The organism is Terrabacter sp. BE26 (assembly GCF_041941675.1).
Lineage (GTDB): Bacteria > Actinomycetota > Actinomycetes > Actinomycetales > Dermatophilaceae > Terrabacter.
Genome location: NZ_CP090122.1, coordinates 77184 through 91434 on the forward strand (window position 1 = coordinate 77184; position 14251 = coordinate 91434).

The following is a 14251-nucleotide window of genomic DNA, read 5'->3' on the forward strand; positions in this document are numbered from 1 at the left end:
GTGACCACGATGAGCACTCCCAGCACCCCGCCCACCACGCCACCCATCACGACACCCTCCGGCGCGTCGCCCGCGGCTCCCGGCGACACGGCATACGACACCGCGTACGACGTCGTCGCGATCGGGCGCACGGGCGTCGACATCTACCCGCTGCAGCACGGCGTCGGCCTCGAGAAGGTGGAGACCTTCCAGAAGTTCCTCGGCGGCAGCGCCACCAACGTCAGCGTCGCGGCGGCCCGACACGGCCACCGCGTGGCCCTCATCACCCGCACCGGCCAGGACGCGTTCGGCCGCTACGTCCACGAGGCGCTGCACGGCTTCGGCGTCGACGACTCGTTCGTCTCCGCGGTGAGCGGGCCGCCCACCCCGGTCACCTTCTGCGAGGTGTTCCCCCCGGACGACTTCCCGCTCTGGTTCTACCGCTACCCGACCGCTCCCGACCTCATGATCGAGCCCGACGAGATGCCGCTCGAGGCGATCCGTGACGCCGGTGTCTACTGGTCGACCGTCACCGGCCTCTCGCAGGAGCCGAGCCGCTCGGCGCACTTCCGCGGCTGGCAGGCGCGAGGGCGCCGCACCCACACGGTTCTCGACCTCGACTACCGCCCGATGTTCTGGTCGAGCGCCGCCGAGGCGAGCGAGCAGGTCGGCCGCGCCCTCGAGCACGTGACCGTGGCGGTCGGCAACCGCGAGGAGTGCGAGGTCGCCGTCGGCGAGACCGACCCGCAGCGGGCGGCGGACGCCCTGCTCGAGCGCGGCGTGGAGCTCGCCGTCGTCAAGCAGGGCCCCAAGGGGGTGCTGGCCGCGACCCGCGACGAGCGCGTGGAGGTGCCACCCTTCCCCGTCGACGTCGTCAACGGCCTCGGCGCGGGTGACGCCTTCGGCGGGGCGCTGTGCCACGGCCTGCTCGAGGGCTGGGACCTGCAGCGCGTCCTCGAGTTCGCCAACGTCGCCGGCGCGATCGTGGCGGGCCGGCTCGAGTGCTCCACCGCCATGCCGACCTCCGCCGAGGTCGAGGAGCGCCTGGCCGGCCGGGAGCCGCTCGCCCCACCGTTCGCCGGCGTCGCCGAGGAGGCACGATGACCACCACCCCCGTCAGCCCGGGTCTCCGGGTCGCCGACCTCACCGAGATCCGGGTGCGGGAGCCCGGGCGCATCGCGGCCGCCTGGGCCACTCGCGAGCGACGCCCACTCGTGCGCGAGGACGGCCGCCTGCTCCTGCTCGCGGCGGACCACCCGGCCCGTGGCGCCCTCGGGGTGCGAGGGGCGGGCGCTGCCATGGCGAGCCGCAGCGACCTCCTCGAGCGTCTGGTCACCGCGCTCGGGCGGCCCGGTGTCGACGGCGTGCTCGGCACCCCCGACGTCCTCGACGACCTGCTCCTGCTCGGCGCACTCGAGGGCAAGGTCGCGATCGGCTCGATGAACCGCGGTGGCCTGCAGGGTGCCAGCTTCGAGCTGGACGACCGCTTCACGGCCTACAGCGCGGCCGAGATCGCCGCGCGCGGTCTGGACGGCGGCAAGATGCTGACCCGCATCTGTCTCGACGACCCGGGCACGGTCGCGACCCTCGAGGCGAGTGCACGGGCCGTCACGGAGCTCGCCGAGCACCGGGTCATGGCCATGATCGAGCCGTTCCTCTCCGTCCGTCAGCGGGGTCGGGTCGTCAACCAGCTCGACCCGGACTCGACGATCAGGTCGGTCCACATCGCCGCGGGCCTGGGCGCCTCGAGTGCCTACACGTGGCTCAAGCTCCCGGCCGTGGACGAGCTCGACCGGGTCATGGACGCGACCACGCTGCCGACCCTCCTGCTCGGCGGTGACCCCCAGGGCGACCCTGAGGACACCTACGCGTCGTGGGGCCACGCGCTGGAGCTGCCCGCTGTCCGGGGCCTCGTCGTGGGCCGCGCCCTGCTCTTCCCACCCGACGGGGACGTGGCTGCCGCGGTCGACATCGCGGCCGGCCTCGTGCACGGCGCCGGCGGAGGTGCGGCATGAGCTGGCACCGCCCCCACGGGAGCACCTCGCGCGACGGCTGGGACGTCGTCGTCGAGCCCGACGCGTCGGGCTGGGAGCACACCGGGCTGTATGCCGGCCGGCTCACCGACGGTGAGTCCCGCACCTTCGAGGCGGGTCACCGCGAGCACGTCGTCGTGCCGCTGTCCGGGTCGGTCGTCGTGGTGGCCGAGGGCCCGAGCGGCCGAGACGAGGCCAAGCTGGAAGGCCGCACGTCGGTCTTCGCCGGGGCGACCGACGTCACCTTCGTGCCGGCGGGGTCGAGGCTCACGGTGACGGCCGTGGGGGACGTGCGGGTGGCCGTCGTCTTCGCCGTCACGCCCTCCGCGGATGCGCGGTTCGCGTTCCGGCACGTGACCGCCGACGAGGTGCCGGTCGAGCTCCGGGGCGCCGGCATCGCGTCCCGGGAGGTGCGCAACTTCGGCGTCCCGGACGTCCTCGAGGCCGACTCCATCATCGCCTGCGAGGTCGTGACCCCCGCCGGCAACTGGAGCTCGTGGCCTCCGCACAAGCACGACGAGGAGCGGCCGGGCGAGGAGACGCAGCTCGAGGAGATCTACTACTTCGAGGTGGCCCCGGAGGCCGGCACCCCGCCCGCGGCGGCGACCGACCCCATCGGCTACCAGCGGGTCTACGGCACCGAGCACCGGCCCATCGATGTCCTCGCCGAGGTCCGCTCCGGCGACGTCGTCCTCGTCCCGCACGGCTGGCACGGCCCGGCGATGGCCGCACCCGGCTATGACCTCTACTACCTCAACGTCATGGCGGGCCCCGGTGACGAGCGCGCCTGGCTCATCTGCGACGACCCGGCGCACGGCTGGGTCCGCAAGACCTGGTCCGACCAGCAGGTCGACCCCCGACTCCCGCTCGGAGGCACCCGATGACGCGTGACGAGCAGCGGACCTCCTCGACGGTGCGGCTCACCGTCGCCCAGGCCGTCGTGCGGTTCCTCGCGAACCAGTGGAGCGAGCGCGACGGGCATCGGCAGAAGCTCTTCGCCGGCTGCTTCGGGATCTTCGGCCACGGCAACGTCGCCGGCCTCGGCCAGGCGCTGCTGCAGAACGAGCTGGCCGACGGCGACCAGCATCTTCCCTATGTCCTCGCTCGCAACGAGCAGGCCATGGTGCACACCTCCGTCGGGTACGCCCGGCAGAAGGACCGCCTCCAGACCTGGGCGTGCACGGCGTCCGTCGGGCCTGGCTCGACCAACATGCTGACCGGGGCGGCCCTCGCGACCATCAACCGGATCCCGGTTCTGCTCCTGCCCTCGGGCACCTTCGCCACCCGCGTCAGCGCGCCGGTGCTCCAGGAGCTCGAGCAGCCGTATGCCGCCGACGTGACCGTCAACGACGCGTTCCGGCCCCTGTCGAAGTTCTTCGACCGGGTGAGCCGTCCCGAGCAGCTGCCGTCGGCGCTGCTCGGCGCGATGCGGGTCCTCACCGACCCGGCGGAGACCGGCGCCGTCACCATCGCGCTGCCGCAGGACGTCCAGGCCGAGGCCTTCGACTGGCCGGTCGAGCTGTTTGCGCCGCGCACGTGGCGGGTGGCCCGACCGTTGCCCGAGGCCGTCGACATCGCCGACGCCGCTGAGCTCATCCGGTCGGCGAAGCGGCCGCTCGTCGTCGCGGGCGGAGGCGTGCACTACTCCGGCGCCGAGGACGCGCTCCGGGCGTTCTGCGATGCCACCGGCATCCCCGTCGGGGAGTCGCAGGCCGGCAAGGGTTCGCTCCCCCACGGCCACCCGCAGGAGATGGGGGCGATCGGCTCGACCGGAACGACCGCCGCGAACGCCCTCGCCGCCGAGGCCGACGTCGTCATCGGCATCGGCACGCGGTGGAGCGACTTCACGACCGCGTCGCGGACGGCCTTCCAGCACAGCACTGTCCGCTTCGTCAACATCAACGTCGCACGCTTCGACGCCGGCAAGCACTCCGGCCTGCCGGTCGTGGCCGACGCCCGTGAGGCGCTCACCGCCCTGACCGGCGCCCTCGAGGGGTATGCCGTCGACGACGCCTACCGGGAGCGCCAGGCGACGCTCTGGGCCCGGTGGGACGCGGCGGTCGAGAGCGCGTTCCACCCGCCGACCGACGTCACCGACAGGCTGGCCGACGGCCTGCTGACGCAGGGCCAGGTGCTCGGGGCCGTCAACGAGCTGAGCGACCCGCGTGACGTCGTGCTGTGCGCGGCCGGGTCGATGCCGGGCGACATCCACAAGCTGTGGCGGGTCCGCGACCGCAAGGCCTACCACGTCGAGTACGGCTACTCCTGCATGGGCTACGAGGTGCCGGCATCGATCGGCGTCCGCCTCGCCGACGAGTCGCGGGACGTCTTCGCCATGGTCGGCGACGGCGGCTACCTGATGATGCCGACCGAGCTGGTGACCGCTGTCCAGGAGCGGGTCAAGGTCATCGTCGTGCTCGTCCAGAACCACGGCTTCCACTCGATCGGGTCGCTGTCGGAGTCGCTCGGCTCGCAGCGCTTCGGCACGAGGTACCGGTTCCGCGGCGAGGGCTCCGGCCGTCTCGACGGCGACGTGCTGCCGGTCGACCTCGCTGCCAACGCCCGCTCGCTGGGCGCGCACGTCATCGAGGTGCACTCGGTCGACGAGCTGCACCAGGCGATCAAGGAGGCCAAGGCCTGGCCGGCGGACGGCGGACCGGTCGTCATCCACGTCGAGACCGACCCGCGGGTCTACTCCCCGGACAGCGCCTCGTGGTGGGACGTGCCCGTCTCGCAGGTCAGCGACCTCGAGACGACGCGGACGGCATACGGCGAGTACCTCGACCACAAGGCGGCCCAGCGTCCGCTCACTATGCCCACCGGTGTCCCCTCACCCCCGGAGTCCGCACCATGAAGCTCGCCCTCGACCCGTACATGTTCCGTGAGACGCCGCTGGTCGAGCTGCCGGCCCTCGTGGCCGAGCTCGGCTACGAGTGGATCGAGCTGTCGCCGCGCGACGACTTCATCCCCTTCTTCAACCACCCGCGTGTCGACGACGCCGGGGTGGCGTCCTTCCGCAAGGCCCTCGCCGACGCCGGCGTCGGGGTCTCATCGGTGCTCCCGCTGTTCCGGTGGAGCGGGCCCGACGAGGAGGACCGGCAGGCGGCCGTCCGCTACTGGAAGCGTGCGATCCAGATCGCCTCGCTCCTCGGCGTCGACACGATGAACTCCGAGCTCAACGGCAACCCGCGCGAGGCCGCGGCGTGCGAGCGGCAGTTCTGGAGGTCGATGGAGGAGCTCCTGCCGGTGTTCGAGAAGGAGGGGATCAGGCTCGTCCTCGAGCCGCACCCCGACGACTGGGAGGAGGACGGCAAGCGCGCCGTCGACGTGATCCGCGGGACCAACTCGCCCGCCGTGAGCTTCCTGTACTGCGCGCCGCACACCTTCCACCAGGGCAACGACTGCGACGGGATCATGGACGGGGCCGGCGACCTGCTGACGATGGTCCACGTCGCCGACTCCTACGACCACACCGCGTCGTCGGGTCTGCGCTACATCGTCAACCCACCCGGCGCCCAGGTCACCGTGCACCAGCACCTCGACATCGGCCAGGGCGAGGTCGACTTCGCCCAGTTCTTCGCCGGCCTCGAGCGCATCGGCTTCGACGGCATCGTCACGTCCTGCGTCTTCGCCTGGGAGGACCGCGCCCGCGAGTCCAGCACCTACATGCGAGACACGATCCGCTCCTACCTCGACAAGTGGGCGACCCCGCCCACGTTCGCCTCCCCCTGACCTGGCCACCCGACACACGTTCCTCTGTCTCACCCGAAGGACCCAGCATGAGCACCACCCGCATCACCCACCTCATCGACGGCAGGCCGTGGACCGGCACCGCCGAGCGCACCTCGCCGGTCTTCAACCCCGCCACGGGCGAGCAGACCGGCGTCCTCGACCTGGCCACGGCGGCCCTCGTCGACGACGTCGTCAAGAGCGCCAGGTCGGCTTGGGAGGAGTGGGCCGACGCGTCGCTCGCCAAGCGCGCCCAGGTGCTCTTCGCCTTCCGCGAGCTGCTCAACGCCCGCAAGGAGGAGATCGGAGCCCTCATCACCGCCGAGCACGGCAAGGTCCTGTCCGACGCCGTCGGCGAGGTGACGCGCGGCCTCGAGGTCGCCGAGTTCGCCTGCGGCATCCCGCACCTGCTCAAGGGCGGCTTCAGCGAGAACGTCTCGACGAACGTCGACGTCTACTCGATCCGCCAGGCCATCGGCGTCGTCGCCGTGATCTCGCCGTTCAACTTCCCCGCCATGGTGCCGCTGTGGTTCATCCCGATCGCCATCGCCTGCGGCAACGCCGTGGTGCTCAAGCCCTCGGAGAAGGACCCCTCCGCCGCGGTCGCCATCGCGCGTCTCTGGAAGGAGGCCGGCCTGCCCGACGGTGTCATGCAGGTCGTCCAGGGCGACAAGGAGGCCGTCGACGCACTGCTGACGCACCCCGATGTCGAGTCGGTGTCGTTCGTCGGGTCCACGCCGATCGCGAGGTACGTCTACGAGACCGGCACCGCCAACGGCAAGCGGGTCCAGGCCCTTGGCGGCGCGAAGAACCACATGCTGGTGCTGCCGGACGCCGACCTCGACCTCGCCGCCGACGCCGCCGTCAACGCCGGCTTCGGCTCGGCGGGCGAGCGGTGCATGGCCATCTCGGCGCTCGTCGCCGTCGAGCCGATCGCCGACGAGCTGATCGGCAAGATCAAGGACCGGATGGGCAAGCTCGTCACCGGGGACGGCACGCGCGGCTGCGACATGGGCCCGCTCGTGACCAAGCAGCACCGCGACAAGGTCGCCTCCTACCTCGACTCCGGCGTGGCCGACGGCGCGACGCTCGTGGTGGACGGTCGTGAGAGCGACTTCGACTCCGACGGTGAGGGGTACTTCCTCGCGCCGACGCTCTTCGACAACGTCAAGCCCGGGATGTCGGTGTACGACGACGAGATCTTCGGGCCCGTCCTGTCGGTGGTGCGGGTCCATTCCTACGACGAGGGGCTCGAGCTCATCAACGCCAACCCCTACGGCAACGGCACCGCGATCTTCACCAACGACGGCGGCGCGGCACGCAAGTTCCAGCGCAACGTCCAGGTGGGCATGGTCGGCGTCAACGTGCCGATCCCCGTGCCCGTGTCGTACTACTCGTTCGGCGGCTGGAAGAGCTCCCTCTTCGGCGACACGCACGCCCACGGCATCGAGGGCGTCCACTTCTTCACCCGCGGCAAGGTCGTGACGTCGCGCTGGCTCGACCCCAGCCACGGTGGCCTCAACCTCGGCTTCCCGCAGAACGACTGAGCTGCAAGGGTTCCCGGACGGATGTCGTTCCCCAAGGCGCTGCCTGCGCCGCGCAGCCCGGATCCCATGGACGCCCCGCCCCTGCGGTGGGGCGTCCTCGGGACGGGCTGGATCGCGCAGCGCTTCTGCGACGCGATGGTGCGGCACACGCGCCAGAGCCTGCTCGCCGTCGGGTCGCGGACCCGGTCGGGGGCGGACGCGTTCGCGGACGCCTTCGTCGCGCGCAACACGGGCGCCGGCACGGGGCAGCTGGTCGAGCGCCCGGCGGCATACGGGTCATACGCAGCGCTGGTCGCAGACCCTGACGTCGACGTCGTCTACGTCGCGACGCCGCACCACCTGCACCTGCCCAACGGGACCCTGGCGCTCGAGGCCGGCAAGGCCACGGTCATCGAGAAGCCGATGGGCACCTCGCGCGCCGAGGTGGCCGCTCTCGAGGCCCTCGCGTGGACCCGCGGGCTGTTCCTCATGGAGGCACTGTGGTCGGCGTACCTGCCGAAGTTCGACGTCATCCGGCAGCTGCTCGACGCCGGTGCCCTCGGCACCGTGCACTCGGTGCAGGCCGACATCGGCGAGCACTTCGGCCGGGAGCACCGGATCATGCGCGCCGACCTCTTCGGCGGCCCGCGGCACGACCTGCTCACCTACCCGCTGTGGTTCGCACGGTGGGTCCTCGGGAACCTCGACGAGGTCCACGAGTCCGTGGCCCCGGCCCCGACGGAGCTCAGTCCCGACCGGGTGGACGGCCAGATCGCGGTGTCCGCGCTGACCGCCAACGGCGGCGTGGCGTCGCTGTTCGCCACGATCCTCGGCGACACCCCCTCGACCGCGACCGTCGTGGGATCCGCCGCGACGCTGCACGTCGACGGGCCCTTCCACCAGCCGGGCGGGTTCACCCTGCGCGCCCACGACGGTCGCGAGCTGCGCTACGACGAGCCGCGCATCGGCCACGCCGGGCTCCACCACGAGGCAGCCGCGGCGGCGCGGGCCGTTGCCGCCGGGCGAGTCGTCGCCCACCCCCAGACCACCGGGTGACCCGCGGCGACGCAGCCGCAGCCCGAGGAAGCGAGAGGAAGCACCATGGCCGAGTCCAGGGCCCGCAACACCGACGAGCGCCACAGCAAGCTGACGATCGGCGTGTGCCCCGACCAGTGGGGCGTCTGGTTCCCCGAGGACGACAAGCAGATCCATTGGGAGACAGCACTCGACGAGATGGCCGAGGCCGGCTTCTCGGTCATGGAGACCGGGCCGTTCGGCTACTTCCCCAAGGACCCGAAGCGGCTGCAGGAGGAGATGGACAAGCGCGGCTTCCAGGTCGTGGCCGGCACCGGCTGGGGCGTCCTGCACAAGCCGGAGGCGTGGGCCGACACGGAGAAGACGTTCCGCGAGATCGCCGAGACGCACGCCGCCGTCGGCGCGGAGTACATCGTGCACCTGCCGCCGATGTTCCGCGACGAGAAGACGTGGGAGTACACGGACGACCGGGTGCTGTCGACCGAGGCGTGGAACACCTACATCGCCAACGCCGACCGGCTCGGGCGGATCATGAAGGAGGACTACGGCCTCCAGATGGTGCTGCACCCGCACGGCGACAGCCACATCGAGACGCCGGCCGACATCGACCGGATCTTCCAGGCGACCGACCCCGAGTACGTGGGTTTCTGCCTCGACACCGGGCACATCGTCTACGGCGGCGGCGACCCGATGGAGCTGTGCCGCAGGTACCCCGAGCGCATCTCCTACGTCCACATCAAGGCGATGGACGAGGGCCTGGTCAAGCAGGCTCACGACGAGGACTGGCCCTTCGGTCTCGCCGTCGCCAAGGGCTGCTCGGTCGCGCCACCTGCCGGGGCCCCCGACATGCCGTCGCTCGTCGCGGCGCTCGGCGACCTCGACAAGGAGCTCTACGTCGTGTGTGAGCAGGACATGTACCCCTGCGACCCGTCCTACCCGCTGCCCAACGCGATCCAGACCCGCGAGTACCTCGCCTCCATCGGCCTCGGCCTCAAGTGACGAAGGAGTCACACGACATGACTGTTCGCATCGGCATGATCGGTCCCGGTGGCATGGGCCAGGCCCACATCGACCGCATCCACACCGTCATCGCCGGCGGTCACGTCGTCGCCGTCACCGACGTGGACGAGGTACGCGCCAAGGAGGTGGCCCAGCGGATCGACGGGACGGCATACCCGTCGTCGGCCGAGCTCATCGCCGCCGAGGAGGTCGACGCCGTGATGATCTGCAGCTACGGCCCCGCGCACGAGGTCGACGTGCTGGCAGCGATCGCTGCCGGCAAGCCGGTCTTCTGCGAGAAGCCGCTGACGCCGACCGCCGAGGCGGCGCTGCGGATCATGGAGGCGGAGCAGGCCGGTGGGCGTCGGCTCGTGACCGTCGGTTTCATGCGGCGCTTCGACCGCAGCTACCGGCAGATGAAGGCACTGCTCGACTCCGGCGAGCTGGGCGAGACCCTCATGGTGCACTGTGCCCACCGCAATCCCACTGTGCCGCAGCACTACACGTGGGACATGGCTATCAACGACACCGCCATCCACGAAGTCGACACGATGCGCTGGCTGCTCGGCGAGGAGTTCGTATCGGCGCGCGTCGACAAGCCGAAGAAGACGTCGCTGCGCTTCGAGCACCTGCAGGACCCACTGGTCCTCGTCCTCGAGACGGAGTCCGGCGTGCGCGTCGACGACGAGATCTTCGTCAACTGCCAGTTCGGCTACGACATCCGCTGCGAGGCCGTCGCCGAGAGGGGCACGGTGTCGCTGGCCGACCAGAACGCCGTCGAGGTGCGCGACACCGCCGGCCACCGCCACTCCATCGCCAGGGACCACAACGACCGCTTCTGGGGCGCGTTCGTGACCGAGGTCCAGGAGTGGATCGACGCGGTGGCCCGAGGCGAGCACACCGGGTCGACGTCGTGGGACGGGTATGCCGCCGCGTGCGTCTGCGACGCCGGTGTCAAGGCGCTCACCGACGACGGCGTCGTCGAGGTCGAGATGATCGAGAAGCCCGCCTTCTACGCCTGACGCGCCATGACCGCAACAGACCCCGTGCGCATCGGCCTCATCGGCGCCGGCCGCATCGGCACCCACCACGCCACCACCCTCGGCCGCAACCTGCACCAGGCCCAGCTCGTCGCGGTCGCCGACCCGGTCGAGGCCTCGGCACGGCGCCTCGGCGAGGACCTCGGCGTCGACTGGCGCCCCGACCCGCAGTCCGTCATCGACGACTCCGGCATCGAGGCCGTCGCCATCACCTGCGCCAGCACCGCCCACGCCGAGCTCGTCGTCGCCGCCGCTCGCGCCGGCAAGGCCGTCTTCGTCGAGAAGCCGATGGCGATGACCCTCGCCGACGCGGACCGCGCCATCGCCGCGGCGGAGGCGGCCGGCATACCCCTGCAGGTGGGCTTCAACCGCCGGTTCGCCCGCGACTTCGCGTGGGCGCACGACGCCGTCGCCGAGGGGCGCATCGGGACCCCGCAGCTGCTGCGGTCGCTGACCCGCGATCCCGGCCTGCCCGACCCCGGCGCGGTGCCGCCGTGGACGATCTTCACCCAGACGCTCGTCCACGACTTCGACACGCTCAACTGGTTCAACGCAGGGGCTCGCGCCGTCGAGGTGTCCGTCATGGCAGACGCCCTCGTCGCCCCGGACTTCAAGGCGACCGGCCTGCTCGACACCGCGGTCGTCACGATCCGCTACGACAACGGAGCCATCGGGGTCGCCGAGGCGAGCTTCTCGGCGGCCTACGGCTACGACGTCCGCGGCGAGGTCTTCGGGTCGGCCGGCATCGTGCAGGCAGGCAGCCCCGCGCCCCTGGCGACGAGCCTCTGGACCGTCGACGGCGTCTCGGCGCCGACCGTGCGCAGGGACACCGACCTCTTCGCCGACGCGTATGCGGCCGAGCTCGCCGCCTTCTGCACGGCGGTCCGCGCCGGGACCCGAACCACCGTCGGCGGCCACGACGCACGCGCCGCCCTCCGCATCGCCCTCGCGTGCATCGAGGCGGTCGAGACCGGCGGCACGGTCACGATCCGTGACGACGACCGCGACGTCGTCGCATGACCTCGTTGTCCGCCGCCGCGAACGTCGGCCCGTTCACGCTCGCCGTCTGCTCGGAGATGGTCTTCCTGGACCTGCCCGTGGTCGACCGCGTCCGCAGGATCCACGAGCTGGGCTTCGCCGTGGAGATCTGGGACTGGACGCGCCTCGACGTCGATGCACTGGAGGCCCTTCGCGAGGAGGGCGTGCTCTACTCCTCCATGACTGGCTACGTCCGTGGGCGCCTGGCCGACCGCGAGGGTGCCGACGAGCTGCTCGAGACCGCCGCCGAGTCGGTGCCCGTCGCGAAGCGGCTCGGCGTCCCGCGACTCAACCTCCACGGCACGGGCCTCGACGACAAGGGACTCCCGGCCCGGCCGGCCCACGAGGTCACCGGCGCGATGTGGCTCCGGGCCCGCGAGACCCTGGGCCGCGTTGCAGACCTGGGCGAGCGCGAAGGGGTGCAGTTCGTCCTCGAGAACCTCAACACCGAGCTCGACCACCCCGGGGTCCCCTTCGGGCGCGCGGCCGACTGCCTGGCGCTCGTCGAGTCGGTCGACAGCCCGCACCTGCGGCTCATGCTCGACCTCTACCACGCCCAGATCGGCGAGGGGAACCTGATCGAGCTGTGCCGCCGTGCGCTGCCGTGGATCGGCGAGATCCAGGTCGCCGACGTGCCCGGACGCCGTGAGCCCGGCACCGGCGAGATCGCCTACCCGGCCATCGCACGGGCTCTCGCCGACCTCGGCTACCGCGGCACCATCGGCCTCGAGGCCTTCGCGTCGGGCGACTCGGAGCTGGCCCTCGAGCGCTTCCGCGACGCCTTCACCCCCTGAGACCCGCCCCGAGCCGAGCAGGAGGAGCGTCAGTGGCTGAGACGGGCCTGCGCGTGGGCGTCCAGGCGGCGGTGCAGCTCGTGCGGCCCGAGACCCTCGGCGAGTGCGTTCATGACGACGTCCGCCTGGGTCGGTGGTGCCATGCCGCCGATCGGCTGGTCGCGGTCGAGGTTGGTCGGGAACGCATACCCCTCCGCGCTCGCGCCGACGGCGTTGACAACCGCCCGCTCCCCCGCCCCCGCGACACGCCGCGCCAGCAGCGTCGGGTAGACGGCCTCGACGACCCGCTGCCGGTCCACCACCTCCATCGCCCGGCCGAACGCCGACGACACCTGCAAGAGGTTTGCCATGCGCCGTATGCCGGTGGAGCGGTTCGTCCCGGCCGCGTGGAAGAGCGCGGGGTTGAAGAAGACGGCGTCACCCTTGGCCAGCGGCAGCTGGACGTGGTGTGCGTCGAAGTACTCCTGGAACTCGGGCCGCCGGTACGCGACGTAGCCGTGCGCATACTTCTGGCTGTGCGGGAGGTAGAGCGTCGGCCCGGACTCGACGGGCATGTCGCAGTGGGCCACCGCGCCCTGCAGCGTCAGCACCTGCGAGAGCGCATGGACGTGTGCCGGGTAGCGAGCGCAGGTCTCGTCGCTCGCGAAGCCGAGGTGGTAGTCGCGGTGCGCCGTCTGGCCGGCCCCGCCGGGGTTGACGACGTTGACCTGCGAGGTCACCTGGTAGCCGGGACCGAGCCAAGCCGTCGCTGCGAGGGCCAGCACGTCGTTGGCGTAGTAGTCCACAAACGCCTCGGGGTCCGCGACCGCCAGCTTCTCGAGGGCGTTCCAGACGCGGTCGTTGGCACCCGGCTTGGCGAAGTGGTCGCCGGAAGCCGTTCCGGCAGAGCGCTGCTCGTCGATCATTCCCTGAAAAGCCGCCGTGACCCGGTCGACCACGGCGGGCTCGAACGCCCTCTCCACGACGACGATCCCGGGCCCGTGAGCGAGGATGCCGGCCACCTCGGCGAGCACCGCGCGCCGGCCCTCCTCGTGGGTGGCCCCTGCTGCGACCAGGCGGTCGGCGGTGTAGACGGGGACCTCACCCTCGAGCCGTGACGCGTGCGGGGCGTCCTCGAGCCGGGTGCGCTCGGCCAGGACCTCTCGCAGGTCGGCGAGCCTGCAGTCCTCCGGCAGGAGCCAGGAGGTGGTGGGGCGGGCACTGAGGGTCACGACGTCCTCCTGGACGGGTGCGCCGGGTGTGTCGGCGTGTCGATGGCTTCGAGGAGCCGGGACTCGGCGGCTGCCAGGTAGTCGCGCATCTGGGCCGTTGCACCCTCGACGTCGGAGCGCTCGAGGAGGTCGAGGATCGCGTCGTTGCGCTCGAGGAAGGGCTCGTGGAGGCCGCGAGGGTCGGCAAGACGCAGGAACGCGAGCCGCAGCTCGGCGAGCAGGCCCTCGAACATGGTGGAGAGGTGCACGCTGTTGCAGGCGGCGACGAGCTGACGGTGGAAGGCGATGTCCGCCGTGCCCACCGCGTCCCAATCCCCCTCTGCCGCAGCCGCCCTCGCCTGCTCGAGCAGGTTGCGAATGCCGGCCAGGATCGCCGGGTCCGCGGCGGTGGCACGCAGGCCGAGCGGCTCCACGAGCCCTCGCGTGCGGTAGATGTCGCGGATCTCCTCCGGGCCCACGACCCGCACGAAGACGCCGCGGTGCAGCGCGTGCTCGACCAGCCGCTCCTGCGACAGCAGCCGGAAGGCCTCCCGCACGGTGTTGCGGGACACCTCGAGGGAGGCGGCGATGCGCTCCTCGCGCAGCTGGACGCCGGGCAGGATGCGCCCGCCCGCGATCTGCGATCGCAGCACGCTCGCCACGGTCTGGGCGGTGCTCGCCCGGCGCGGCAGCGGCGGCAGGTCCAGCATCGGCTCGGCCGGACGGAGCGTCATGGGACCTCGGTTCGTTGGTCAGGCAGGGACATCAGGGGGCGCCGCTCGCTCGGAGCCTACCCCTGCGATCTGCTCGACGTTCAGAGATTCTCTTGTCGTATTGCTCAACAATCCTCTACCGTCGGGTGCACCCGGTCGACACCGCCGTCGCCGG

Annotated in this window: 13 protein-coding genes; 11 read left to right on the top strand and 2 right to left on the bottom strand. The window is 71.6% G+C overall.

Annotated elements, in window-relative coordinates; translation table 11 throughout:
• The first annotated feature begins 9 nt into the window (after nucleotides 1-9).
• Genes iolC through LQK93_RS00430 form a run of 11 tightly spaced genes read left to right on the top strand, consistent with a single transcriptional unit; the run spans nucleotide 10 to nucleotide 12173 of the window.
• A complete protein-coding gene (gene iolC, locus LQK93_RS00380; protein WP_374969607.1) occupies nucleotides 10-1083 on the top strand; it encodes a 5-dehydro-2-deoxygluconokinase in 1074 nt (357 codons plus the stop codon).
• Nucleotides 1080-1994 carry a deoxyribose-phosphate aldolase gene (locus tag LQK93_RS00385; RefSeq protein ID WP_374969608.1) on the top strand — a complete coding sequence of 305 codons (915 nt, stop codon included), beginning with the start codon at nucleotides 1080-1082 and terminating at the stop codon, nucleotides 1992-1994. Before iolC ends, LQK93_RS00385 begins: the two co-directional genes overlap by 4 nt.
• Nucleotides 1991-2896 (top strand): 5-deoxy-glucuronate isomerase, encoded by a 906-nt coding sequence (iolB, locus tag LQK93_RS00390; RefSeq protein ID WP_374969609.1) that lies wholly within the window; start codon nucleotides 1991-1993, stop codon nucleotides 2894-2896. Before LQK93_RS00385 ends, iolB begins: the two co-directional genes overlap by 4 nt.
• Nucleotides 2893-4866 carry a 3D-(3,5/4)-trihydroxycyclohexane-1,2-dione acylhydrolase (decyclizing) gene (gene iolD / locus LQK93_RS00395; protein WP_374969610.1) on the top strand — a complete coding sequence of 658 codons (1974 nt, stop codon included), beginning with the start codon at nucleotides 2893-2895 and terminating at the stop codon, nucleotides 4864-4866. Before iolB ends, iolD begins: the two co-directional genes overlap by 4 nt.
• Entirely contained in the window at nucleotides 4863-5744 is an 882-nt protein-coding gene (locus tag LQK93_RS00400; protein WP_374969611.1) for a sugar phosphate isomerase/epimerase family protein, read from the top strand. Before iolD ends, LQK93_RS00400 begins: the two co-directional genes overlap by 4 nt.
• Before the next feature lie 47 nt (nucleotides 5745-5791).
• Nucleotides 5792-7288, top strand: a complete 1497-nt coding sequence (locus LQK93_RS00405) for a CoA-acylating methylmalonate-semialdehyde dehydrogenase (protein ID WP_374969612.1) — start codon at nucleotides 5792-5794, stop codon at nucleotides 7286-7288.
• A gap of 21 nt (nucleotides 7289-7309) precedes the next feature.
• Nucleotides 7310-8323 (top strand): Gfo/Idh/MocA family protein, encoded by a 1014-nt coding sequence (locus tag LQK93_RS00410; protein ID WP_374969613.1) that lies wholly within the window; start codon nucleotides 7310-7312, stop codon nucleotides 8321-8323.
• Between the two features lie 45 nt (nucleotides 8324-8368).
• The gene (locus LQK93_RS00415) at nucleotides 8369-9301 is read left to right on the top strand and encodes a TIM barrel protein (protein WP_374969614.1); all 933 of its coding nucleotides are present in this window, start codon (nucleotides 8369-8371) and stop codon (nucleotides 9299-9301) included.
• A gap of 17 nt (nucleotides 9302-9318) precedes the next feature.
• Complete coding sequence (locus LQK93_RS00420; RefSeq protein ID WP_374969615.1) at nucleotides 9319-10323, top strand: Gfo/Idh/MocA family protein; 1005 nt, start codon at nucleotides 9319-9321, stop codon at nucleotides 10321-10323.
• Between the two features lie 6 nt (nucleotides 10324-10329).
• Nucleotides 10330-11361, top strand: coding sequence for a Gfo/Idh/MocA family oxidoreductase (locus LQK93_RS00425; protein ID WP_374969616.1), 1032 nt, complete (start codon nucleotides 10330-10332; stop codon nucleotides 11359-11361).
• The gene (locus LQK93_RS00430) at nucleotides 11358-12173 is read left to right on the top strand and encodes a TIM barrel protein (protein ID WP_374969617.1); all 816 of its coding nucleotides are present in this window, start codon (nucleotides 11358-11360) and stop codon (nucleotides 12171-12173) included. The genes LQK93_RS00425 and LQK93_RS00430 overlap by 4 nt, the downstream gene beginning before the upstream one ends.
• A gap of 29 nt (nucleotides 12174-12202) precedes the next feature.
• Here the strand turns inward: LQK93_RS00430 and LQK93_RS00435 are convergent, their stop codons facing one another.
• Entirely contained in the window at nucleotides 12203-13384 is a 1182-nt protein-coding gene (locus LQK93_RS00435) for a phytanoyl-CoA dioxygenase family protein (protein WP_374969618.1), read from the bottom strand.
• Nucleotides 13381-14097, bottom strand: coding sequence for a GntR family transcriptional regulator (locus LQK93_RS00440; RefSeq protein WP_374969619.1), 717 nt, complete (start codon nucleotides 14095-14097; stop codon nucleotides 13381-13383). The genes LQK93_RS00435 and LQK93_RS00440 overlap by 4 nt, the downstream gene beginning before the upstream one ends.
• Nucleotides 14098-14251 lie beyond the last annotated feature (154 nt).

What these genes read in the sequence shown, in the direction of transcription:
- iolC (WP_374969607.1), top strand. Translation starts at nt 10, where the DNA reads ATGAGCACTCCCAGCACCCCGCCCACCACGCCACCCATCACGACACCC.
- LQK93_RS00385 (WP_374969608.1), top strand. Translation starts at nt 1,080, where the DNA reads ATGACCACCACCCCCGTCAGCCCGGGTCTCCGGGTCGCCGACCTCACC.
- iolB (WP_374969609.1), top strand. Translation starts at nt 1,991, where the DNA reads ATGAGCTGGCACCGCCCCCACGGGAGCACCTCGCGCGACGGCTGGGAC.
- iolD (WP_374969610.1), top strand. Translation starts at nt 2,893, where the DNA reads ATGACGCGTGACGAGCAGCGGACCTCCTCGACGGTGCGGCTCACCGTC.
- LQK93_RS00400 (WP_374969611.1), top strand. Translation starts at nt 4,863, where the DNA reads ATGAAGCTCGCCCTCGACCCGTACATGTTCCGTGAGACGCCGCTGGTC.
- LQK93_RS00405 (WP_374969612.1), top strand. Translation starts at nt 5,792, where the DNA reads ATGAGCACCACCCGCATCACCCACCTCATCGACGGCAGGCCGTGGACC.
- LQK93_RS00410 (WP_374969613.1), top strand. Translation starts at nt 7,310, where the DNA reads ATGTCGTTCCCCAAGGCGCTGCCTGCGCCGCGCAGCCCGGATCCCATG.
- LQK93_RS00415 (WP_374969614.1), top strand. Translation starts at nt 8,369, where the DNA reads ATGGCCGAGTCCAGGGCCCGCAACACCGACGAGCGCCACAGCAAGCTG.
- LQK93_RS00420 (WP_374969615.1), top strand. Translation starts at nt 9,319, where the DNA reads ATGACTGTTCGCATCGGCATGATCGGTCCCGGTGGCATGGGCCAGGCC.
- LQK93_RS00425 (WP_374969616.1), top strand. Translation starts at nt 10,330, where the DNA reads ATGACCGCAACAGACCCCGTGCGCATCGGCCTCATCGGCGCCGGCCGC.
- LQK93_RS00430 (WP_374969617.1), top strand. Translation starts at nt 11,358, where the DNA reads ATGACCTCGTTGTCCGCCGCCGCGAACGTCGGCCCGTTCACGCTCGCC.
- LQK93_RS00440 (WP_374969619.1), bottom strand. Translation starts at nt 14,097, where the DNA reads ATGACGCTCCGTCCGGCCGAGCCGATGCTGGACCTGCCGCCGCTGCCG.